Source organism: Streptomyces sp. NPDC015220 (genome assembly GCF_043079345.1).
Taxonomy (GTDB): domain Bacteria; phylum Actinomycetota; class Actinomycetes; order Streptomycetales; family Streptomycetaceae; genus Streptomyces.
The window spans coordinates 102,848-123,845 of record NZ_JBIBUK010000016.1 but is presented as its reverse complement, the minus strand read 5'-3'; the positions used below and the strand labels follow the sequence as shown (position 1 = coordinate 123,845).

Genomic DNA, 20,998 nt, shown 5'->3' with positions numbered 1-20,998 from the left:
GAGGCGCTCGGGACGCGCAAGCAGCCGTACTCCATCCATCCCGAGGACTGCGGGGTGATGGCGCTCGCCGGCCTGTACGACTACTGGCGCGACCCGGCGGTGCCGGGCAACGACGACCCCGCCGCCCGGCTGACGACCTGCGCCGTCATCACCACCGACGCCACCGACGCGGCCGGCCGGGTCCACCCCCGGATGTCGCTCGCCCTCCCCCGACCACTACGGCGCCTGGCTCGACCCGCGCCGCCGGGACCCCGGCGGCCTTCGCGAGCTGAGCCCACCGGCGGTCGGCCGGCTCGTCGCACGGCCCGTCTCCCGGCCGTCAACGACGTCCGCGACAACGGGCCGCACCTGGTGGAGGAGCGGGTGTCCTGACGGACCCGCCCCCGAGGCGCTCCCGTCCGCGGCCGGGCCCCGCGAGCGGAGGACGCCGGGACCCGCCGGGCACCGGGAGACGTGCGCCGTACGGGCCCCATGGCCCGGGGGATGCCCCGCGACCGGGCGCGTTGTGCCCGGGGCGCGCCCGGTCCGGACCGTACCGTGCTTACGACGTGACCGTCGGTCGGCAACGGGAGGCACGGTGACGGATGCGGGCGGTCCGACGGCCGGGCGGGGCCGCGGGCGCCGGGCGGGCGGCGTGGTGCTGGGCAGCCGGCCCGCGCGTCCGGTACGGCTTCCGCCGCGCGCCCGCTTCCTTCGGGCGGCCCCGGCCGCCGAACACCCGCTCGCCGAGCGCACCGTGCCGTGGCTGCGCGTCGCCGCCGCCTACGCCTGGCGCCTGCTGCTCGTCGGCGTCGCCGTCTACGGCGTCTTCACGGTCCTGGGCCGCTTCCAGATCATCGCCGTCGCCCTGTTCGTCGCGCTGGTCGTCACCTCGGTGCTGCACCCCCTCGCCGACCTGCTGAACCGCTTCCTGCCCCGGCCGCTGTGCGTCGCCGTCGCCCTGGTGGGCAGTCTGCTGTTCCTGATGGCGCTGCTCGCCTTCGTCGGCAACACGGTGGCGGGGGAGTCGGCGCGGCTGGCGAACGAGCTCCGCGGCGGCGTCCACCGCATCGAACAATGGCTCGAACGTCCGCCGTTCCGGGTCAGCCGGGGCAAGCTCTCCCGACTCCAGGACCAGTTGCTCTCCTACCTCTCCGCCCACCGGGCGAGCCTCGTCGACAGTGCCGTCAGCGGGCTCGGCCGGCTCGTCGAACTGGTCACCGCGGGCGCGCTCGCGCTCTTCGCCTCGGTCTTCTTCATCCACTCCGGCGAACGGCTCTGGCGCTGGACGCGCGACCAGCTGCTGCCCGGCGGCGCCCGGTCGGCCTGGGACCGGGCCGGGGACGCCGCCTGGCACGCGTTCGCGGGATACACGCGCGGCATCATCATCGTGGCCGCCACCAACGCCGTGCTCGTCGGCGTGGCGCTCTCCCTGCTGCGTGTGCCGCTCGCGCTGCCGCTGACGCTGCTGGAGTTCTTCGCCGCCTTCGTGCCGCTGATCGGATCGCCGGTCGCGCTCGGCGTGGCCACGGTGGTCGCCCTCGCCGGGCGCGGCCCCCTCACAGCGCTGGCCGTGATCGTGCTCATCGTCGTCATCGGTCAGCTCGAAGGGCACGTACTGCATCCCCTGGTGATGAGCTGGGCGGTCCGTCTGCACCCGCTCGTCGTCGCCGTCTCCGTCATCGCCGGCAGCATCGTCGCGGGCGTGATCGGCGCCATCGTGGCGGTGCCGTTCGTCTCGGTCGTCTGGGCGGTGCTGCGCGCACTGCGCTCGGGTCCGCCGTGAGCCGTCCCCGGCCGACGGCCCGGGCTTTTCGCCGGCGGCAGAAGGGGCACGCGGTCCTGGTACGACCCCCGAGTGTGAGGAACGGTGCCGCGATGTCCGAGTACGAACGTTCACGCACGATGCCCGCACAGCCCGAGCACGTCTTCGACCAGGCCGCCGACGTCGGCCGGCTGGACACCTGGCTGCCGGACGCCCTGCACGTGCACGCCGAGGAACCCCCCGCCGTCACCGTGCACGAGGACCGGACCGAGCAGGACACCTCCGCGCTGCTGCGCGCCGAACGCGACCAGATGCGGATCGAATGGGGCACCCGGGAGCAGGGCGGCTACGCCGGCTGGCTCCAGGTCGCCGGCATCGGCAGCGGCGCCAGCGAGGTGACCGTCCACCTGTCGTTCTTCGACGACAGTCACGACCCGGGCGAGCGGGCCGCCTGCGACGCCCTGGAGGACAGTCTGCGACGGCTGGAGGAACAGGTACGGATCCGCGTCGACGACGCGGCCGGCTGAGTTACCGTCGCGGCCGCCGCGGAGCGGTCGCCGGGGGAGCGGGGGGACGAACACGGCACGGTGTGCGGTCCGATGACCGGACCGCACACCGTGCTTTCCTCAGGTCGGGGCAGTGACCTCAGCGGCCTCCGCCGCCATGGCCGCCTCCGCCGCCGCCGTAGCCGCCGCCGTGGCCTCCGCCGCCGTAGCCTCCGCCGTGGCCGCCGCCGCCGTAGCCGCCGCCGTGGCCTCCGCCGCCGTAGCCGCCGCCGTGGCCGCCGCCGCCGTAGCCGCCGCCGTGGCCTCCGCCGCCGTAGCCTCCGCCGTGGCCGCCGCCGCCGTAGCCTCCGCCGTGGCCGCCGTAGCCGCCACCGCGTCCGCCGTAGTCTCCGCCGCGTCCGCCGTAGTCTCCGCCACGTCCGCCGTGGTCTCCACCGCGTCCGCCGTTGTCTCCGCCACGCCCGTCGTAGCCCTGGCTGTAGCCGGAGTGGTGGTTGGAGTCGTAGCCCGACCCCTCATGGGCCGACGCGGTCCCCGCTGCGCCGATCGCGGCACCGCCGGCCAGCATGATGCCGGCCGCGGACACGGCGAAGAGGCGCTTTACGCGCTGTGCTCGCATGGGTCTACCTTTCCTTCCATCGTCTCGCGCGATCGGGACAGCGCGAGAATGATGGCCGCGCTCGCCGGATGAGAACGCGCGGCGCGGTCTGAGGCGTCGCCGCTGGAAGTGGGGAGCACGTCCCGGTCTCCGACGCCGCCACGTGACCCGCGTGCGCTTCCACGGGCCGACGCTGCGGCAACGGCCCCCTTCGGGAGACCTCGCCGGACGGGGCGTGCCCCGGTTGCGGCTCTCACTGGTAGACGCTAGTCGCCGCTTGGCCGGTCGGCATCTTGAGCGGGCGTCCGCGGCAACACCGGTGCCGCGACCGGGAATCGCGCCAGGCCCACGGGGCGGGGAAGACGGCGCCGTCGAATCCCGAAGAGACCCGGCGCAGCGCCGACACGCCGGTTGCCGACGTCACGCGGGCCCCGTTCGCCGTATCAGCCCGGCACGAGCGGCACCAGGACGCCCGCCGGGGCGGGCCGGCGCCGACGACCCGCGCCGGGGTGTCGCGCCGCCGGTCCCCTCGTGGCCGCCCGCACGGTGACCGACCGCATCCGGCCGCCACCGTCCGCTATCCCTCCACCGTGGTGGTGACCCGGACGACGCAGGGCCTGCGCGGAGTCGAACCGAAGCCGAAGCGCACCGCGGGCGCGACCGGGGCCAACGGGCCGAGGTCCGCGCCCTCGTAGGCGGCCGTGGCGGCGACGACCGGACGGAGGTCCCGTGCTCCGTACCACTCGTGACGGCCGCCGCCGGCGGTGCCGCGGGTGCGCACGCCGCGCAGCACGCGCGCGGGCCGGTCGACCAGGGCGATCCAGCGCGGACTGACCGCGAGCGCCCGCGGCACGGCGCTCAGCAGCAGGCCCAGCAGCCCCCGCCGGCCGGTGGTGAACCGCAGGCTCAGCGAATCCGCGGCGACGGTCCACGAACCCGCCGCGGCCCGCACCACGACCGGTTCGACGCGCACCTCGTCGAAGGCGTAGGTACGCGCGATGAAGTCGGCAGCCTCCGGGTCCGGGGCGAGCAGCACGCGGTGGCCGTCGGGGCGCTCGACCATCACGTCGCTGACCGGCCCGAACGGCGAAGCGGTCCAGTGGCCCAGCACGATGCGGGTGCCGGAGGCCGTGCCCATCCCCGCGATGAAGCCGTCGAAGACCCAGCGCGTGCGACCGGAGCGGGTCCCGCCGGACCCGCCCGGCGAACGGCGGCAACGGTTCATCCGGCACCTCTCTCGTCCCCGCCGTCGCTGTCGCCGCCGTCGCGTCGGGAGCCCCGACCGCGACCGCGGTCGGCGCCGGGACCGCGGGTGGCGGCGCGCCGGACGGCGCCCGGGCGGGTTCCCGCCCCGGCGGCCCCGAAACGACGGCGGGCGGCGCGATGACGCATCGGCCGACAGCGCCGGGGTACCGGCGTGTCGTGCGGACCGCCGCGGGCACTGCGAGACGATGGGACGCGCCCGGACGGCCATGGGGCAGGGCTCGGAACGGAGGAGCTGCGTGGACCAGCGGGTCGCGGGCCGGCGGACGGAGGACAAGGCCCACGGGGCGGCGCCCACAGCGGGCGCCGGGCACGGCGTCGGTGAACCGCCCGAAGGCGACGACACGCCGGGGGCCCGCGACACCGGCCACGGTCCGGCGCGCGCCCGGGAGGCGCACGACGCCCGTCGGCGCGTCCCCCGCACCGACGCCGTCCTGCGGGATCCGCGCCTGGCGGCGGCGCTGGCACGACTGGGGCCGGGACCGGTCAAGGACGCGGTCCGGCGGGCGCAGGAGCGGGCGCGCCAAGGGGACGTCGCTCCCGAGGACGTCGCGGACACGGCGGTGGCGCTGCTGCCGGGCTCGGCCGGCGGGCTGCGCCCGGTGATCAACGCCACCGGGGTCCTGCTGCACACCAATCTGGGCCGGGCCTCGCTGTCGACGGCGGCCCGGCGGGCGGTGCAGGACGCGGCGGGACCGACCGATGTCGAACTCGACCTGAGCACCGGTGTGCGGGCCCGGCGCGGCCGGTCCGCCCTGGACGCGCTGCGCGCCCGGGTGCCGTCCGCCGCCGCGGCGCACGTCGTCAACAACGGCGCCGCCGCCCTCGTCCTGGCCGCCACCGCCCTCGCCGCCGGCCGCGAGATCCTCATCAGCCGGGGCGAGATGGTGGAGATCGGCGACGGCTTCCGGCTGCCGGACCTGCTGGTCTCCACCGGCGCCCGGCTCCGGGAGGTCGGCACCACTAACCGTACGAGCGTCGAGGACTACGCCGACGCGATCGGACCGCGGACGGCGTTCGTCCTGAAGGTCCACCCCTCCAACTTCCTCATCACCGGCTTCACCCGTACTCCCGGGACGCGGGAACTGGCGGCGCTGGGCGTGCCGTTGGTCGTCGACATCGGCTCCGGGCTGCTCGCCCCCCACCCGCTGCTGCCCCAGGAGCCCGACGCCGGCACCGAGTTGCGGGCGGGAGCGTCGCTGGTGACCGCGAGCGGCGACAAGCTGCTCGGCGGACCCCAGTGCGGACTCCTCCTGGGCGCCGGGGACCTGGTCCGCTCCCTGGCCCGGCACCCCCTGGCCCGCGCGCTGCGGGTGGACAAACTCACCCTGGCCGCCCTGGAGGCGACCCTCACCGGCCCCGGGACACCGACCGCCGCGGCGCTGACCGCCGATCCGCGCGGCCTCACACGCCGCGCCGAACGGCTCGCCGCCGCCCTGAGCGCCGTCGGCGTCGACGCCCGGCCCGTCGCCTGCGCCGCCACGGTGGGCGGCGGCGGCGCCCCCGGAGTGACCCTGCCCAGCGCGGCGCTCTCCCTGCCGGAGCCCTACGCCGCCGCACTGCGCACCGGCCCGGTCCCCGTGGTCGGGCGTCTGGAGGCCGGCCGGTGCCTGCTCGACCTGCGGGCGGTTCCGGCGGAGGACGACGAACGGCTGGCGGAGGCCGTACGGTCGGCGGCGGCGGACGTAAGTGCGGCCGGGAAGAGCACACCGCCGTCGGCCGTGCGGGACGCCCGGTCGGCGGGAGGGCGGCCGCCGTCGGCCGTGCGGGACACCCGGTCGGCGGGAGGGCGGCCGTGAGCGCCATGCGGGTCCTGGCGACCGCGGGACACGTCGACCACGGCAAGTCCGCCCTGGTGAGGGCACTGACCGGGATGGAACCCGACCGCTACGAGGAGGAACGGCGCCGCGGGCTCACCCTCGACCTCGGCTTCGTGTGGACGGGACCCGACGCCGACGGCGAGCACCTCGCCTTCGTGGACGTGCCGGGACACGAGAGGTTCGTGGCCACCATGCTGGCCGGGGCCGGGCCCGTGCCGGCCGTGCTGTTCGTGGTGGCCGCCGACCAGGGCTGGCAGCCCCAGTCGCAGGAGCACCTGGCGATCCTGCACGCCCTCGGTGTGCGGCACGCCGTTCTCGCCGTGACCCGCAGTGACCTCGCCGACCCCGAACCGGTGCGCGCCGACGCCCTGCGGCGGCTGGCCGGGACCTCGCTGGGCGCCGTCCCGTCGGTCGCGGTGAGCGCGGTGACCGGGGCCGGACTGGACGCTCTACGCGCCGAGTTGACCATGCTGGCCCGCTCGCTGCCGGTGCCGCCCGCCGACGCCGACGTACGCCTGTGGCTGGACCGCGCCTTCACCGTGCGCGGCCACGGCACCGTCGTGACCGGCACGCTCGGGGCCGGCGCCCTGCGCGTCGGCGACCGGCTGGTGACCGGGGACGGCACGACGGTGCTGCGGGTCCGCGGATTGCAGTGCCTCCAGCAGGAGCGGACGGCCGTGCGGGCGGTGGCGCGGGTGGCCGTGAACGTGCACGGTTCCCCGGACGGCGAGCTGCGCCGCGGGGAGGTGCTGCTCACCCCGGACCGCTGGCTGCTCACCGGCCTCGCCGATGCCCGCGTCACCGGCGAGCCGGCCGCCGAACTGCCCCGCCGGGCCGTCCTGCACATCGGCACGGCGGCCGTCCCGGTGAGCGTCCGCCCCCTGGGCGAGGACACCGCCAGGCTCGGCCTGGAACGGCGGCTGCCGCTGCGCGTCGGGGACCGGGCGGTCCTGCGCGAACCGGGCGGCTCGCGCCCGCCCTGCGCCGTGACCGTGCTCGACGTACGTCCCCCGCGACTGGCCCGGCGGGGCGCCGGCCGGGCCAGAGCGGCGGAACTGGCGACGATGACCGGGCACCCCGACGGCGCGGCGGAACTGCGCCGCCGAGGACTCGTCCGCCGCCCGGACCTGCTGGCGATGGGCGTGCCGGTGCCCGCCAAGCCGGTCGCCGGGCAGTGGCTGGCCGATACGGCGCACTGGACGAGGCTGCGCGAACGGCTGGCAGCCGAGGTCGAACGGCACGCGGGGGAGCACCCCATGGAGCCCGGCCTGCCCACCGAGGCGGCCCGACGGCTGCTGAACCTGCCCGACCGCACCCTGGTGGACGCCCTCGCCCGCACTCGGGGCGGTACGGAACTGCACCTCCGCCAGGGGCGGTTGTACGGCCCGGACGGCGCCGGCCCCACCCTGCCGCCGCCGCTGCGGGCCGCCGTCGACACCGTACGGCGGGAGCTCTCCGAAACGCCGTTCCGCGCACCCGAGGCCGACCGCCTCGCCGAACTCGGCCTGCACCGCAAGGCGTTGGCCGCCGCCGTCGCGGCCGGCGCACTGCTGCGGATCAGCGATGCCATCGTGCTGCTGCCGGGAGCGGACGTCCGGGCCGCCGCCGTGCTCCGCCGGCTGCCGCAGCCGTTCACGCTGAGCGAGGCCCGCAAGGCACTCGGCACCACGCGCCGGGTGGCCGTGCCACTGCTGGAGTACCTCGACGCCCGCCGACTCACCGAACGGGTGGACGACCAGCGCCGACGCTGCCGGCCGGAGGAACGGGACGCGGGCGGACGGGAATCGAACCCGATTCCCTGACCCGTCGTGACCCGCGGTGACGCGGTGAACCGGGACGAACGCGTGCCGTTCGATGCCGCTGAGTCCCCCTGACGGGCGTACGGTGCCTGCCGCGGCACCGGGTTCCGCGCGGGGACGAGTCGTCCTGGAGCCGGTCGGCGGACGAGGCGCGGCTGCTCGGCGCACCGCCACGACGTGCCGCCGGCCGGCACCTGCCGGCACGGTGGCGGCTCCTCGCCCACCCGTTGCGCCCCGACCGACGACACCCAGACGGAACGTTCACCTCCCCGCACGGCGCGGGGCCTCCGCCCGCGGTCCCGTGCCGGGCCGCAGTGCAGCCCCTGTCGGGGCCGCAGTGGCAGCCCCGGCCGGGCCTTCCTGTGGCGGCTTGCCCGGGACGACCCGATGATGGTGTGACACGCGATGTCCCAGGGGGCCCGGTGAACCACGGAATCAGCGTCCTGTTCCGCGCCATACCCGTACTGATGGGCGCCGTATCAGCCGCACTGGGCGGCTACGTACTCACCCACGCCTCGGGGCCGAGCGCGCGAGTCGCGGGCCTGGTGCTCGTCTTCCTGGCGGCCATCTGCCTGTGTCTGTTCGCCACCGCGGCGACGATCATCAGGCAGCTCATCGGCCGTTACACCACGCTGGACCGGTGGCTCTACCCGGTGTTCGGATTCGCGGTCAGCGGTGTCACCGTGGGCTACGGACTCTCCCTGCTGACCGAGAGCCCGCGACCGCCGCCCGACTTCATCGCCGGGCACGTGGTCTTCGGTGTCGGCATGGTCTGCGTGTGCGTCTCGTGCGTGGCCACGAGTTCCACCCGGTTCCTCCTGATCACCGAGAACTCGGCGTTGCCCGAGGGGTCACCACCGCGCTCGCCCGCGCCGTTCGGAACGCTCGCCGTACGAGTCCTGCTGACACTTCCCGCCCTCGCGGCGCTGGCCACCTGGGCGTGGGCCATCACCCTGCTGGCCGGCGGAGGCGGCGGAGCCGCGGACGGACGTTTCACCTCCGGACACGTGATGATCGGTCTGGCGCTCGTCTGCACCTGCCTGATCGGACTGGTGGCCGGCATTCTGCGGCAGATCCAGAACACCTACACGCCGCGGGAACGCACCCTGTGGACCGGATCGGCCGCGGTCCTCGGAGCCGTCGGCGTCGTGTGGGGCCTGATCGTCGTCTTCGTGCACAGCGGACCCGCCCAGCTCTCCGCGGGATACGTGGTGATCGGGCTCGGGCTCATCTGCTGGAGCATCCTCAGCAAGGTACTGCTGCTCGCACTCGTCTGGCGGCGGACGGCTCCCCTGGCGAACCGGGTCCCGCTGATCCCGGTCGGTACGGCCCTGGTCTGCCTCTTCCTCGCGGCCTTCCTCTTCGAGTCGGGCGACCCCGCGGTGCTCGTCGCGGCCCGAGTCCTGATCGGGCTCGGCGGCATCTGCTTCTCGCTGTTCTCCATCGTCTCCATCCTGGAGAGCGGAACCAGCGGCGAGGGAGACGACGGGGGCGGCGCGGCCGACACCGGGGCCCGGGGCCGGGACACGGGGGCTCGGCACCGGACCTCCGGACGGTGGGCGGAGCTCCATGTGACGCCGTGACGGCACCCGCGGTCCACCGAGCGCGTCCGCGGGACCACCGGGATCTGCTGCGGAGAGGGGTCGTCCGCCGCGCGGGTCCCACGGTCGGGGGCGGATGCCGCCGGGGCGGCGGGGCGTGAAGCAGCCGAGTGTTTGGCCGAGCTGTCGGCGGGTTACAAAAGTCCGCGCGGGTGGGACGCCGTTCGGAGCGGAGGCGGACGGGAATCGAACCCGCCTGCCCGAGATCCTCGGACACCTCGGTTTTGAAGACCGGGAGGGCCACCAGGCACCCACACGCCTCCACCACCGGCAAGGCTACCGGACGGACCCGGCGGCACCCGCGCGCGGCCGCGTCCCGGCGCGGCACGCACCCAGAGTCCGCCCTCCCGGAGCGGGCACCCGACGACCCAGAGAGATCCGGCATGACCACCACCCGCGAAACCCCTGTCCGGCTCACCCAGTTCGCCCACGGCGGCGGCTGCGCCTGCAAGATCCCGCCCGGCGAACTGGAGGACGTGCTCGGCCCGCTGACCGCCGCGCTCCCGGCCCCGACCGACACCCCGCTGCTGGTCGGGCTGGCCACCGGCGACGACGCGGCCGTCGTCACCCTGCCCGCGCCCGGCGGCGGCCCCGCGCAGGCGATGGTGTGCACCGCGGACTTCTTCACCCCGGTCGTCGACGACCCGTTCGACTGGGGCCGCATCGCGGCGGCCAACGCCCTGTCCGACGTGTACGCCATGGGCGGCCGACCGGTGCTCGCCGTCAACCTCCTGGCGTGGCCGCGCGACGTGCTCCCGTTCGACCTGGCCCGCGAGGTGCTGCGCGGCGGGCTGGAGATCGCCGCCGAGGCCGGCTGCCACGTCGGCGGCGGCCACAGCGTCGACGACCCCGAACCCAAGTACGGCATGGCGGTCACCGGACTCGCGGACCCGGCACGCCTGCTGCGCAACGACGCCGGCCGGCCCGGTCTGCCCCTCTCCCTGACCAAGCCCCTCGGCCTGGGCGTGCTGAACAACCGGCACAAGGCCACCGGGGAACGGTTCGAGCAGGCGGTGGCGACCATGGTGGCCCTCAACCGGGACGCGTCCGAGGCGGCCCTGGCCGGCGGCGCGCGCTGCGCCACCGACGTGACCGGCTTCGGACTCCTCGGCCACCTGCACAAGCTCGCCCGCGCCTCGAACGTGACCGCCGTGCTCGACACCTCCGCCGTCCCCTGCCTGGACGGAGCCCGCGAGGCCGTACGGGACGGCTACGTCAGCGGCGGCACCCGGCGCAACCTGGACTGGGTGGCGCCGTTCACCGACTTCGGCGACGCGGACGAAGACACCCGGCTCCTGCTGGCCGACGCCCAGACCTCCGGCGGCCTGCTCGTCGCCGGCGAGGTCCCCGGTGCCCCGGTGATCGGCGAACTCGTCCCGCGCGGTCCCCACTCGGTCGTCCTGCGGTGAGCCCCGCGCACCGGGCGCCGTCGGCCGGTCAGGGATCGGTCCCGGTGCGCTCGTCGATGCCCGCCCGCTCCCGGTACGACCGCACCAGCGCCGGCGCGGCCGGACCCCGGGGGCGGCGCCCGGGCCGGATGTCCACGGCGAACGCCTTGGTCTCCTGGATGTGGGTGTTCGGGTCGAGCGACATGTGCACCAGCTCGTTCGCCGCGTCTCCCGTGCTGTAGCCGTTCGGACCCCAGTGGTAGGGCAGCCCCACCTGGTGCAGGGTGCGGCCGTGCACGGTCAGCGGCGCCATCCGGTCGGTCACCAGGACCCGCGCCTCGATCACGCCCCGGGCGCTGACGATCGTCGCCCAGCCGATGTGCTCGAGACCGCGCTCGGCGGCCAGTTCCGGCGACACCTCGCAGAAGAACTCCGGTTGCAGCTCGGCCAGGTAGGGCTGCCAGCGCGACATGCCGCCGGCCGTGTGGTGCTCGGTGAGCCGGTAGGTGGTGGCCACGTACGGGAACACCTCGGTGCCCGGCTCGCCGCCACTGGGCTGGTAGCGGTTGTCCGGGTACGGCGGCATCATGTGCCGCACCGGGTTGCGCCGCTGGTCGTAGAGCAGGTTGGGGAAGGGCGACTCCTGCGGTTCGTAGTGCGTGGGCAGCGGGCCGTCGACGAGTCCGGACGGCACGTACAGCCAGGCCTTGCCGTCGGCCTGCATCACGAAGGCGTCGGTGCCCGACAGGGCCTCGGCGGCCCGAGCGCCCGGCGGCGGCCGATGGTGCGGCGACTTGTCCTTGGAGAAGTCGGCGATGTCGTGGCCGGTCCACTCGCCCTTCTCCTCGTCCCACCACACCAGCGCCTTGCGCTCGCTCCACGGCCTGCCGTCCGGGTCCGCCGACGCCCGGTTGTACAGGATGCGGCGGTTGGCCGGCCAGGCCCAGCCCCACTCGCCCGCCACCCAGTTCTGCTCCTCGCCCGGCCTGCGGCGGGCGGCCTGGTTGACGCCGTCGGTGTAGACACCGCAGTAGATCCAGCAGCCGCACGCGGTGGAACCGTCGTCCTTCAACTGCTCGTAGGAGGCCAGCGGGCGGCCCTCGGCGTCGCGGCCGTTGATCTCGGCGAGCACCGACTCCGCCACCGGCTCGGCGAGCCGTCCCTTGGTGGGGTACTCCCAGGTCAGGTCCAGCACCGGCCGGTCCATCGGATCGGCTGAACCGGCGAGCCTGTGCCGGATGATCCGGCCGAGGTGGAAGGTGAACCACAGGTCGCTGCGCGCTTCGCCGGGCGGTTCGACGGCCTGGTGGTGCCACTGCAGCAGCCGTTGGGTGTTGGTGAAACTGCCGTCCTTCTCGGTGTGCGCGGCGGCCGGCAGGAAGAACACCTCGGTGCCGATGTCCTCGGTGCGCAGCTCCCCGGTCTCGATCTCCGGGCCGTCCTTCCACCAGGTGGCCGACTCGATGAGGGAGAAGTCCCGTACGACCAGCCAGTCCAGGGCGGCCATGCCCAGGCGCTGCATCTTGGCGTTGGCCGAGCCGACGGCCGGGTTCTCGCCCATCAGGAAGTAGCCCTTGCAGACCCGCTCCAGCTGGGTCGTCACCGTCTCGTAGGTCGAGTGCGAACCGGTCAGCCGCGGCAGGTAGTCGAAGCAGAAGTCGTTGTCGGAGGTGGCCGCCTCGCCCCAGTAGGCCTTGAGCAGGCTCACCGTGTACGAGCGCATGTCGCCCCAGAAACCCTTGCGCGCCGCCTCGGCGCGGACGAAGGCGTCCAGGTCCTCCTGCTTGTGCGCGTGCGGCATCGGGATGTACCCAGGCAGCAGGTTGAACAGTGTGGGGATGTCCGTCGAGCCCTGGATGGATGCGTGCCCGCGCAGGGCCAGGATGCCTCCGCCCGGCCGGCCGATGTTGCCCAGCAGGCTCTGCAGCACGGCGGCGGCACGGATGTACTGCACGCCGACGGTGTGCTGGGTCCAGCCGACCGCGTAGGCGAACGCGGTGGTCCGCTCCCGCCCGGAGTTCTCCGTGACCAGTTCGCACACCTGGCGGAACAGGTCCTTGGGCACACCGCAGATCCGCTCCACCATCTCGGGGGTGTAGCGGGCGTAGTGGCGCTTGAGCACCTGGAACACGCACCGCGGGTGGGTCATGCCCTCGTCGCGCTCGGGCTCGACCTCGCCGATGTCCGCGCCGCCCGAACCGTGGGCCTCGCCGCGCGCCGCCTCGCTCACCGAACTCCCGCCGCCGGTGCGCTTGTCGTACTCCTCGTCGCGCTCCCCGGAGGCCGCCTGCATCTCCGTGCCCTCGTACTGCCAGCTGCTGTTGTCGTACTTGCGGCTGTCGGCGTCCAGGCCGGAGAACACGCCGTCGAGGTCCTCGGTGTCCCGGAAGTCCTCGCGCAGCACCACGGGCCCGTTGGTGTAGGCCACCACGTAGTCACGGAAGTACTTGTCGTTGCGCAGGACGTAGTTGATGATCCCGCCGAGGAAGGCGATGTCGGAGCCCGCGCGCAGCGGCACGTGCACGTCGGCCAGCGCGCTGGTGCGGGTGAACCGCGGATCGATGTGCACCACCTTCGCCCCGCGGGCCTTGGCCTCCATCACCCACTGGAACCCGACCGGATGGCACTCGGCCATGTTCGAGCCCTGGATGACGATGCAGTCGGAGTTCTGCAGGTCCTGCTGGAAGGTGGTCGCGCCGCCGCGGCCGAACGAGGTCCCCAGACCGGGGACGGTGGAGGAGTGTCAAACACGTGCCTGGTTCTCGATCTGAATCGCTCCCAGGGCGGTGAACAACTTCTTGATCAGGTAGTTCTCCTCGTTGTCCAGCGTCGCGCCGCCGAGGCTGGCGATGCCGAGCGTGCGCCGTGTGCGGACGCCGTCGACCTCCCACTGCCAGCCGGTCCGCCGGGCCTCGATCACCCGGTCGGCGATCATGTCCATGGCGGTTTCGAGGTCCAGGCGCTCCCACTCGGTGCCGTGCGGGCGCCGGTACAGGACGTGGTGCTCACGGGCGCCGCCGGTGGTCAGCTGGAGACTGGCCGCGCCCTTGGGGCAGAGCCGGCCGCGCGAGACGGGGGAGTCGGGGTCGCCCTCGATCTGGGTGACCCGGTCGTCCTCGACGTAGACGTTCTGGCCGCAGCCCACGGCGCAGTAGGGGCAGATCGACTTGACCACCCGGTCGGCCGAGGCCACCCGGGGGGTGAGCCGCGCGCTGGGCCCGCTCTTGGCGGCGGCCCCGCGGCCCAGGGAATCGGCGCCCTTGAGCTGGCGGTAGACCGGCCAGGAGTCGATCCAGGTGCGTACGCCCATGACGTGAGCCCTTTCGCTGCTGCCCGGGTCCTGCTGTTCTGTCTCCCGGCCGTCCCGGTGCCTCGCCCGTCGGCCGTTCCGCCGTACCGTCGTGCGGCCGCGTCGTTCCCCGGCCGTGCGTACGCGGGCCCGTCCGGCTGGTCGCGTTCGTCCTGCCGCAGATTCTCGTGCATCCCAGCGCAGACGGCATCCCCGAGGTCTCGGTGCCGGTGCGCTCGGGTGCCCGGCGGCCCGGCCCGTTCGCCGAGCCTCCGCCGTCCGGCGGCACGGCCCGGGGCGAGCCGGCGCCCCGCCCGAGGTCCGGCCGGGCGCACACTCCTCTCCTTGCGATCAGGCGCTGCTGCGAAGTACCCGGGGCGTGCCGGGTGAGACCGGCGGTCGCCCGGAAGGATCCGGCGGCCGCCGGGGCGGCGGCGAGGCGCCTCGCCGGGCGCCTCGCGGGCGCGAGGCGGTACGGGCCGGGCCCCCGCCGTCAGCCGGCGCGCTCCCGCAGCCGCTCCCGCTGCGGTACCACCGTGTACTTGGGGTCCTCGGCGGAAACCACCCCGGCGTGGAACACGCCGAACCGCAGTGCGGCCGAACCGGTCAGCAGGGCCGTACCGGCGGCCACCGAGAGAGCCCGGCTCCGGCGCCGTCCCGCGTACGCGGCCAGCGCGGCGCCGCCCACCGTGAGCGACTCCGCGGCCCGCAGCAGCCGGTGCGGCCCGCCCTGCTCGAACGGCTCGGCCGCCAGGCCCATGTGTCGCCTCATCAGCCGGAAGGCGCCCAGCTCCAGCACGGCGCCGCACACCGCCATGCGGCGTGCCGGACCGGTCTGAGCCGTCGGCGCGCCGGTCAGCGCGAGCCCGGCCGCCGCCGTGGCGGCGGAGCCGGCGAAGACGAACGGCAGTTCCCGGTAGCCCTCGTGCCAGGACGGCACCGCGGTGTCGGAGAGCAGCACGGCGGTGTAGGTGGCGACCGCCGGGCCCAGGACGGCTGCCGCCGCTGTCGCGCCCGCGCCGAGGAGACGGTACCGCCGCGCCACGTCGGCTGCCGCCGCCGCCATCGTCAGCGGCGCGTACCCGGCCAGCAGCCATGAACCCACGCTCATCGGCGAGGTGGGTTTGAAGACGCGCAGCATGTTGACGAAACGGGCCGGCCGCCCGAGATCGTGCACGAGAGCGGCCAGCGACATGGTGATGGCGCCCGCGGCCCCCAGCTTGGTCACCCGGGCCAGCCCCGGCCGCCCGGTGGCGTGTCCGCCGGCCGCGAGCAGCGAGGACGCCCCGGCGAGCCCCCCGAGGTACAGGTAGCCGGCGATGTCGAGGGGTTCCCAGGTGGGCTTGTTGAGAACGGGTTTGCCGTAGTACGACGAGAACCGGGCGTCGGGGACCATCGGCTGCTCGCCGCGTCCGCGCCGTCGCCGCCCGCGCCGCCCGGCCGCGTCCCCCGTCGGCGCCATGCGCCCCGGCCGCTCTCCCCGCACACCGCCGCGGGTCACGTCCGATCCGCTCATCGGGGCCTCCTGACGAAACTGGCGACGCCCAGCGCGGCGAGCGAGACGGCGGCCATCGCCGCGTGCCGCCACATCGCGGGCAGGTCCCGGGTGGTGACCACCGGGTCCGGCGGCAGGCCGTAGACCTCCGGCTCGTCGAGCAGCAGGAAGAACGCGCCGTCGCCGCCGACCCCGTCGTCCGGACTCTCCCCGTACAGGCGGGCGTCGGTGACGCCGGTCGAGTGCAGCTGCGCCACCCGGGCCGCCGCCCGCTCGCGCAGCTCCTCCAGCGGGCCGAACTGGATGGAGTCGGTGGGGCACGACTTGGCGCAGGCCGGTTCCATCCCGACCCCGAGCCGGTCGTAGCAGAGCGTGCACTTCCAGGCCCGGCCGTCCTCCTCGCGCTGGTCGATGACCCCGTAGGGGCAGGCGGGCACGCAGTAGCCGCAGCCGTTGCACACGTCCTCCTGCACCACGACCGTGCCGAACTCGGTGCGGAACAGCGCCCCGGTGGGACACACGTCCAGGCAGGCGGCGTGCGTGCAGTGCTTGCACACGTCGGAGGCCATCAGCCAGCGCAGTTCGGTCCTTCCGTCGGGCGACACCGGCGAGATCTCGCCGGCCGGCGCGGCGGCGGGGGCCGAACCGGGCGGCGGCGCCGTGGCGCCGGGACCGGGGGACGCCGGGGAGCGGCCGAGGTTCCGGGCCGCCTCGAACACGTCGAACCCGCCGTGGTCGACGCCCGGTTCCTGGCCGCCCAGCGGCTTGCGCTGCTCGATGAACGCCACGTGCCGCCAGGTGTCCGCGCCCAGCCCCTGGGTGTTGTCGTAGGACATGCCGGTCAGCTCCAGGCCGTCCTCCGGCACGGAGTTCCACTCCTTGCACGCCACTTCGCACGCCTTGCAGCCGATGCACACCGAGGTGTCGGTGAAGAAGCCCATGCGCGGCGGCGGGTCGTTGTAGCCGGCCGCCCGTGCCACGTCCGGCTGCGGCCCGAACAGCAGGTTCCCGGCAGGGGGATCGCCGCCCGCCGCGTGCGCCGCCGCCGTCTTGCCCTCGGTCATCCTCCGGCCTCCTCGCTCGGCACTCGCCGCCGCCCGTGGCCTCGCCCGGCCCGGGCTGCCTCGATCCGCCGCCGTCGTGCGGCGACGGGCAGTTCCACCCGCTCGGCGCGGTATCGGCTCAGGGCGTACCGAGCCGGACCCGCGGGGCGGGTCCGGCTCGGTACGCCGGTCGGCGCGGCCGCTCGCGGGCCGTCGCCGGACGGCGGGGTGTCGCCGGACGGGGGGCCGTCGTCGGACGGCGCGGCGCAGTGCGGCGGGCGGCACGAGCCCGCCGGCAGGGCGAGCCCGGACCGTACCGGGCCCGCCCGCCCGTCGGGAACGGCCACTGGCCGGGGACCGCCGGCGCCCTGCCCGGCGACCACCCGCCCGCCGCGCCGTGTCGCACGGGTTCGTCCGGCACGGTCGCCGGCCGCGCGCCGCGGGAGCGGGTGCGACCGGAGAGGAGGCTCGCGGGACTCCGTCACGCCGTGCCCGCCTTTCCGTCGCCGTGCTGAGCCTCCAGGTCCGGTGCTCGTCAACGAGCCTGGCACGAGTGCCCGCGGGGCGCGCGCCCGAAACGGCGCCGGGGAACGGCGGCCCGGCCACCGCGTGGGGGCCGCGGCCGTGCGGCGCCGGGCGGCCGCCCCGTCCGCGCCGGCGGGTCCGTCGCGAACGGGTCGGCGCCGCCCGTCGGGTGGCGGTCCATCCGACCGGTCCTCGCGGCGCGCCCGTCCCAGCAGCGTGCCGCCCGCCCGGCGACGACGACCGACCGGGATCCGTCCGGCCCGGCGCACGGCCGCGGGGTGCCGTGGTCCGGCCGGTACGCGGCCGCGCGGGGTGTGGTGGGCCGGCCGGTACGCGGCCGTGGGGGCGGTTCCCGGCCGGTGCGCGCGACCGGCCGAGAACCGGTGCCGTCCGCGCCCACCTGGGTGAACGCCGGCCGCTCCGGTTTCGGCGACCGCGCGCCGGAAACCCCACGGACGCCCGACGCGCCCCGTGCACGCGGCGCGACCCGACCGACCGAGGAGTGGTACATGACCGTGACCTCAGACATGCTCCAGGCCGTCCCCGCCGGTCCCGGCGCGGCCGACCGCGAGACGCTCGCCGACTGCATCGACCGGTGCCTGGACTGCGTCCAGGCCTGCACGGCCTGCGCCGGCGCCTGCCTGGCCGAGGACATGGTCACCCAACTGCGCGCCTGCATCCGCACCTGCCTCGACTGCGCGGACATCTGCGACGCCACCGCCCGCATCCTCTCCCGCCGCACGGGCTACGGCGAGGACCTCGTCCGTGACGTCCTCGCGGCCTGCGCGGCGGCCTGCGAGTCCGGTGCCGAGCACTGCGCGCGGCACGAGCGGCGCCACGAGCACTGCGCGGTGTGCGCCGAGGCCTGCCGGCGCTGCGCACAGGCCTGCCGGACCCTGCTGCACGCGCTGGACTGAGGGCACGCCGAGGAGCGCCCGACCTCGGATGCCGGACCGGCGGGTCCGGCGGGAACCGCGACAGCGTGGGGATCAGGAGAAGGGGGAGCGGGGGTCGGAGGAGCGGGGATCGGAGGAGCGGGGATCGGGGAGCGAGGATCAGGAGAACGGTGATCAGAAGAGCGGGGTCCCGTACCCCATGTGCTCGTTGTGCCAGGCGATGGCGCGTCGGATCTCCGGTTCGTGCAGTCCCGTACGGCAGCCGAGCTGCTCCATGGTGAGGACCGGAGTGCCGCCGGTCAGGGCCCGGTCGATCTTCGCGGCCCAGAACTCCTCCGGCACGAAGGGGCGGCGCCGGTAGCTGTCCTGGACCAGGGCGAAATGCGCGTCGCAGCACGCGGTGACGGGTCGAAGCCCGTCGATCCACTCGTCGGTGGGATGGACGGCCGAGGAGTCGGCCACGTACCCGCGCACCGCCTCGTCCGCGGGGAACGCCGCGGCACACAGGTCGCACAGTTCCAGCGGCGACGGCTCAGCGGGCCGTCCGCGCCGGCCCCGGCTCCGTGTCCTGCGCTTCCACATCGTCACTCCCCGTACGTGCTCCCCTCGAGGACACAGGAGTCGCCCCGCCGGCCGGGTGCGAAACACCGTCGCCGGACACGGCGCCGCGGGTCTCGGCGGCCAGCAGGCGCACGGCGGCGGGCAGCCCCTCACTCCCGGCCGTCCGGCGCAGCCGGTGCGCGGCGCTGCCGTCGGACAGGGCCCGGTCCAGCAGTTCGTGCACCGTCTGCCAGTCGCCGGACGCCTCCAGCGCCGGACGCAGCCGGGCCAGCATGCCGTGCAGTGCCACCCGGGCGGGAACGGCGCGCCGGGTGACCGGGTCGACCAGGGGGCCTTCGAGGCCGGACCGGGCTGCGCGCCAGGTGGCGGCGCGCAGCCATTCGTGGTGGCCGTCGCACGCTGGGCCGTCGCGCCGGGACAGCCGGACGCACGCGTCGTGCACGAGGGCCCGGAACAGTCCGGCGACCAGCACGACCGTCTCCGCGCGCGGACAGGCGTCGCAGATCCGCAGCTCCAGCGTCCGCTGGTGCGCGCAGGGCCGGATGTCGTAGTACAGCATTCCGGCGTCGCTGATGACGCCCGAGCGGATCAGCTCCTCGAGCATCGCGTCGTAGTCGGCGGCGTCCGAGTGGCAGCCGGCCGGCCCGGCGGTGGGCCAGCGCTGCCACAGCATCGTGCGCCAGCTCGCGTAGCCGGTGTCGGCGCCGAGCCAGAACGGCGAGCTGGCCGAGAGGGCGAGCAGCGGCGGCAGCCAGGGCGAGACGAGGCACATGGCGCGTACCGCGGTGTCCCGGTCCGGTACGTCCACGTGCACCTGGGCGCTGCAGATCAGCTGCTCCTCGGCGACCCTGCGGTACTCGTCGGCCATGTGCTGGTAGCGGGATCCGGGGGTGATGTTGCCAGGGCCGAGGGCGGCCAGTGGGACGGTGCCCGCGGCCACCGCCGCGAGCCCCAGGGAGGAGGCCGCCTCGTCCAGCCGGCGCCGGGACGCGGCCAGATCCGCGTGCAGGGCCTCCAGGGTGTCGTGCACACCGCTGTTGCTCTCCACGACCGACTTCTGGAGTTCGGGCGTGAACCCGGGACGGGGCAGCCGGCCGAGTACGGCGCCGGCCCGCGGCGCCAGGCGGCCGCTTTCCGCCGTCACCAGGTGGAACTCCTCCTCGGCCCCGAGGCGCAGCATGTCGGCCGCTCTCAGCGCAGCGCCCGGTAGGCGGCGGCGGTCGTCAGACCGTAGACGAGGTGCGGCACCACGTCGGACACCCATGACGGCATGTCCCACGAGGTGGGGTCGGTCAGACCGAGGACGGTGGCCGGGGCGTTGGCGCCCGCCATCACGGCTGCGGCGAGCAGCGGTCCGGCGGCCCAGTCCGGCAGCGGCGGTCGACGGTCCCGGAGCAGCCCGTACGCCGCTCCGGCGGCGACACCGGTGGCGTACCCCATGAGCGCGCCGGCCGCCTGGGTGCGGTTGTCCCTCTCCTCGCCGTCGCCCAGCGGCACTCCGGCGCGGCCGGCGAGACGGTCCGCGACCTGTGCCGGGACGGAGCTGGACGGCCGGCCGCGCAACAGCATGTCGCCGTAGGTGACCACGTCGAGTGCGAGGGTGCCCGCGGCGCCTGCCAGCAGGCCTTTGGTGATCGAGTGCATCCCGGGACGCTCCCTTGGTCGCGTGGTGCGGTGGTGCGCTGAGGAGGTTGGAACGGCGGCGGCCGGGGTGTCGGGCGGGACCTCCGGGTTCCCCCGTGACGGCGGCGAAACGACGGGCGACGGGGGAGTGCCGGTGCGGCGCCGGACGCCCCGCGGGGGCGGTGTCATCGTCTCCCGCGGCGAGGGGGACGTCCGGCGTAGCGCCGCCGCGCTCGGCCGCCGGGCGGCGCGCCGCCACGGTCCGGGGGCCCGGCGACGGACGCCGACGGGTGCCCGCGCCCGCGGGCACCCGTTCCGGCTCAGTTCGCCAGCTGGTAGGTGACGACCCGTTGGTACCCCTCGGGCCTGGCGCCCGTGAAGAGGAGGCTGAGCCGGGTGAACTGGCGCAGCTGGGGGTCCTTCTTCCAGGGCTCCGGGCTGTCGAGGCGCACGACGACCGGATACGAGTGGAAGGTGCCGGCCGCGCAGTAGGGTTTGCAGTCGTTGACGGCGTTGACCCCCTTGGCCAGCGCGGTCCGGCCGCTCCACTTGGACCAGTGCAGGGAGAGGAGACGGCTGTTGCCGTCGCCGCAGGCGAGGATGAACTCGTCGGGGCGCACCCGTGACTTCATGGAGCAGTCCACGAGCACGGGTTTCGGCTGGTGCACCGGGTGCGCGCCCGCCGGTGAAGCCGGCGTCACGGGCGCCGCGGAGGCCGTTCCCAGGCCCGCGCCGAGCAGTACGGTGACACCGAGCGTGACCGCTGTCCTCACTGTGTGCTTGCCCATGTTCGCTCCCGTCCGACGACGGTGACTCTGTAAAGACGCTACGACCGCGCCGGACGATG

The 20,998-nt window shown here is 75.1% G+C and carries 16 protein-coding genes, 1 tRNA gene and 1 pseudogene; 8 read left to right on the top strand and 10 right to left on the bottom strand.

What is annotated here, in order from left to right; all coding sequences use genetic code 11:
• Positions 1-15 precede the first annotated feature (15 nt).
• The 3 genes and pseudogenes from ACF061_RS27240 to ACF061_RS27230 form a co-directional block, all read left to right on the top strand.
• Positions 16-372, top strand: a pseudogene (locus ACF061_RS27240) (SOS response-associated peptidase); the annotation flags it as partial.
• A 205-nt stretch (positions 373-577) separates the two neighbouring features.
• A complete protein-coding gene (locus ACF061_RS27235) occupies positions 578-1,765 on the top strand; it encodes an AI-2E family transporter (protein WP_392269613.1) in 1,188 nt (395 codons plus the stop codon).
• Between the two features lie 92 nt (positions 1,766-1,857).
• Complete coding sequence (locus ACF061_RS27230; protein ID WP_392269612.1) at positions 1,858-2,271, top strand: SRPBCC family protein; 414 nt, start codon at positions 1,858-1,860, stop codon at positions 2,269-2,271.
• A gap of 118 nt (positions 2,272-2,389) precedes the next feature.
• Here ACF061_RS27230 and ACF061_RS27225 read toward each other — a convergent pair whose 3' ends face one another.
• Both ACF061_RS27225 and ACF061_RS27220 read right to left on the bottom strand, forming a co-directional pair.
• Positions 2,390-2,869: a hypothetical protein gene (locus ACF061_RS27225; RefSeq protein WP_392269611.1), complete on the bottom strand. Its 480-nt coding sequence runs from the start codon at positions 2,867-2,869 to the stop codon at positions 2,390-2,392.
• 556 nt (positions 2,870-3,425) lie between these two features.
• A complete protein-coding gene (locus tag ACF061_RS27220; RefSeq protein WP_392269610.1) occupies positions 3,426-4,073 on the bottom strand; it encodes a hypothetical protein in 648 nt (215 codons plus the stop codon).
• A gap of 277 nt (positions 4,074-4,350) precedes the next feature.
• On the opposite strand from ACF061_RS27220, the gene selA reads away from it, so the two are divergent.
• The 3 genes from selA to ACF061_RS27205 all read left to right on the top strand — a co-directional run bounded on the left by selA (position 4,351) and on the right by ACF061_RS27205 (position 9,313).
• Positions 4,351-5,910, top strand: coding sequence for an L-seryl-tRNA(Sec) selenium transferase (gene selA / locus ACF061_RS27215; protein WP_392269609.1), 1,560 nt, complete (start codon positions 4,351-4,353; stop codon positions 5,908-5,910).
• A gap of 5 nt (positions 5,911-5,915) precedes the next feature.
• Positions 5,916-7,733 carry a SelB C-terminal domain-containing protein gene (locus ACF061_RS27210; RefSeq protein ID WP_392269676.1) on the top strand — a complete coding sequence of 606 codons (1,818 nt, stop codon included), beginning with the start codon at positions 5,916-5,918 and terminating at the stop codon, positions 7,731-7,733.
• A gap of 419 nt (positions 7,734-8,152) precedes the next feature.
• Positions 8,153-9,313 (top strand): DUF2776 family protein, encoded by a 1,161-nt coding sequence (locus ACF061_RS27205; protein WP_392269608.1) that lies wholly within the window; start codon positions 8,153-8,155, stop codon positions 9,311-9,313.
• A 188-nt stretch (positions 9,314-9,501) separates the two neighbouring features.
• Here the strand turns inward: ACF061_RS27205 and ACF061_RS27200 are convergent.
• Positions 9,502-9,594: transfer RNA gene (locus ACF061_RS27200), tRNA-Sec, on the bottom strand.
• Between the two features lie 120 nt (positions 9,595-9,714).
• Between ACF061_RS27200 and selD the strand changes: the two genes are divergently transcribed.
• The gene (gene selD, locus ACF061_RS27195) at positions 9,715-10,740 is read left to right on the top strand and encodes a selenide, water dikinase SelD (protein ID WP_392269607.1); all 1,026 of its coding nucleotides are present in this window, start codon (positions 9,715-9,717) and stop codon (positions 10,738-10,740) included.
• A 28-nt stretch (positions 10,741-10,768) separates the two neighbouring features.
• Here selD and fdh read toward each other — a convergent pair whose 3' ends face one another.
• The 3 genes from fdh to ACF061_RS27180 all read right to left on the bottom strand — a co-directional run bounded on the left by fdh (position 10,769) and on the right by ACF061_RS27180 (position 16,567).
• Positions 10,769-14,029, bottom strand: a complete 3,261-nt coding sequence (gene fdh / locus ACF061_RS27190; protein ID WP_392269606.1) for a formate dehydrogenase — start codon at positions 14,027-14,029, stop codon at positions 10,769-10,771.
• 472 nt (positions 14,030-14,501) lie between these two features.
• Positions 14,502-15,524, bottom strand: coding sequence for an NrfD/PsrC family molybdoenzyme membrane anchor subunit (nrfD, locus tag ACF061_RS27185; protein WP_392269605.1), 1,023 nt, complete (start codon positions 15,522-15,524; stop codon positions 14,502-14,504).
• Positions 15,521-16,567 (bottom strand): 4Fe-4S dicluster domain-containing protein, encoded by a 1,047-nt coding sequence (locus tag ACF061_RS27180; RefSeq protein ID WP_392269604.1) that lies wholly within the window; start codon positions 16,565-16,567, stop codon positions 15,521-15,523. Before ACF061_RS27180 ends, nrfD begins: the two co-directional genes overlap by 4 nt.
• Before the next feature lie 1,013 nt (positions 16,568-17,580).
• Between ACF061_RS27180 and ACF061_RS27175 the strand changes: the two genes are divergently transcribed.
• Positions 17,581-17,988, top strand: coding sequence for a four-helix bundle copper-binding protein (locus ACF061_RS27175; protein WP_392269603.1), 408 nt, complete (start codon positions 17,581-17,583; stop codon positions 17,986-17,988).
• A gap of 153 nt (positions 17,989-18,141) precedes the next feature.
• Here the strand turns inward: ACF061_RS27175 and ACF061_RS27170 are convergent, their stop codons facing one another.
• From ACF061_RS27170 to ACF061_RS27155, 4 genes are all read right to left on the bottom strand, one after another.
• Entirely contained in the window at positions 18,142-18,549 is a 408-nt protein-coding gene (locus ACF061_RS27170; protein WP_392269602.1) for a hypothetical protein, read from the bottom strand.
• Positions 18,500-19,708 carry a YbdK family carboxylate-amine ligase gene (locus ACF061_RS27165; protein ID WP_392269601.1) on the bottom strand — a complete coding sequence of 403 codons (1,209 nt, stop codon included), beginning with the start codon at positions 19,706-19,708 and terminating at the stop codon, positions 18,500-18,502. Before ACF061_RS27165 ends, ACF061_RS27170 begins: the two co-directional genes overlap by 50 nt.
• A gap of 11 nt (positions 19,709-19,719) precedes the next feature.
• The gene (locus ACF061_RS27160; protein ID WP_392269600.1) at positions 19,720-20,172 is read right to left on the bottom strand and encodes a hypothetical protein; all 453 of its coding nucleotides are present in this window, start codon (positions 20,170-20,172) and stop codon (positions 19,720-19,722) included.
• A gap of 299 nt (positions 20,173-20,471) precedes the next feature.
• Positions 20,472-20,939, bottom strand: coding sequence for a hypothetical protein (locus tag ACF061_RS27155; protein ID WP_392269599.1), 468 nt, complete (start codon positions 20,937-20,939; stop codon positions 20,472-20,474).
• Positions 20,940-20,998 lie beyond the last annotated feature (59 nt).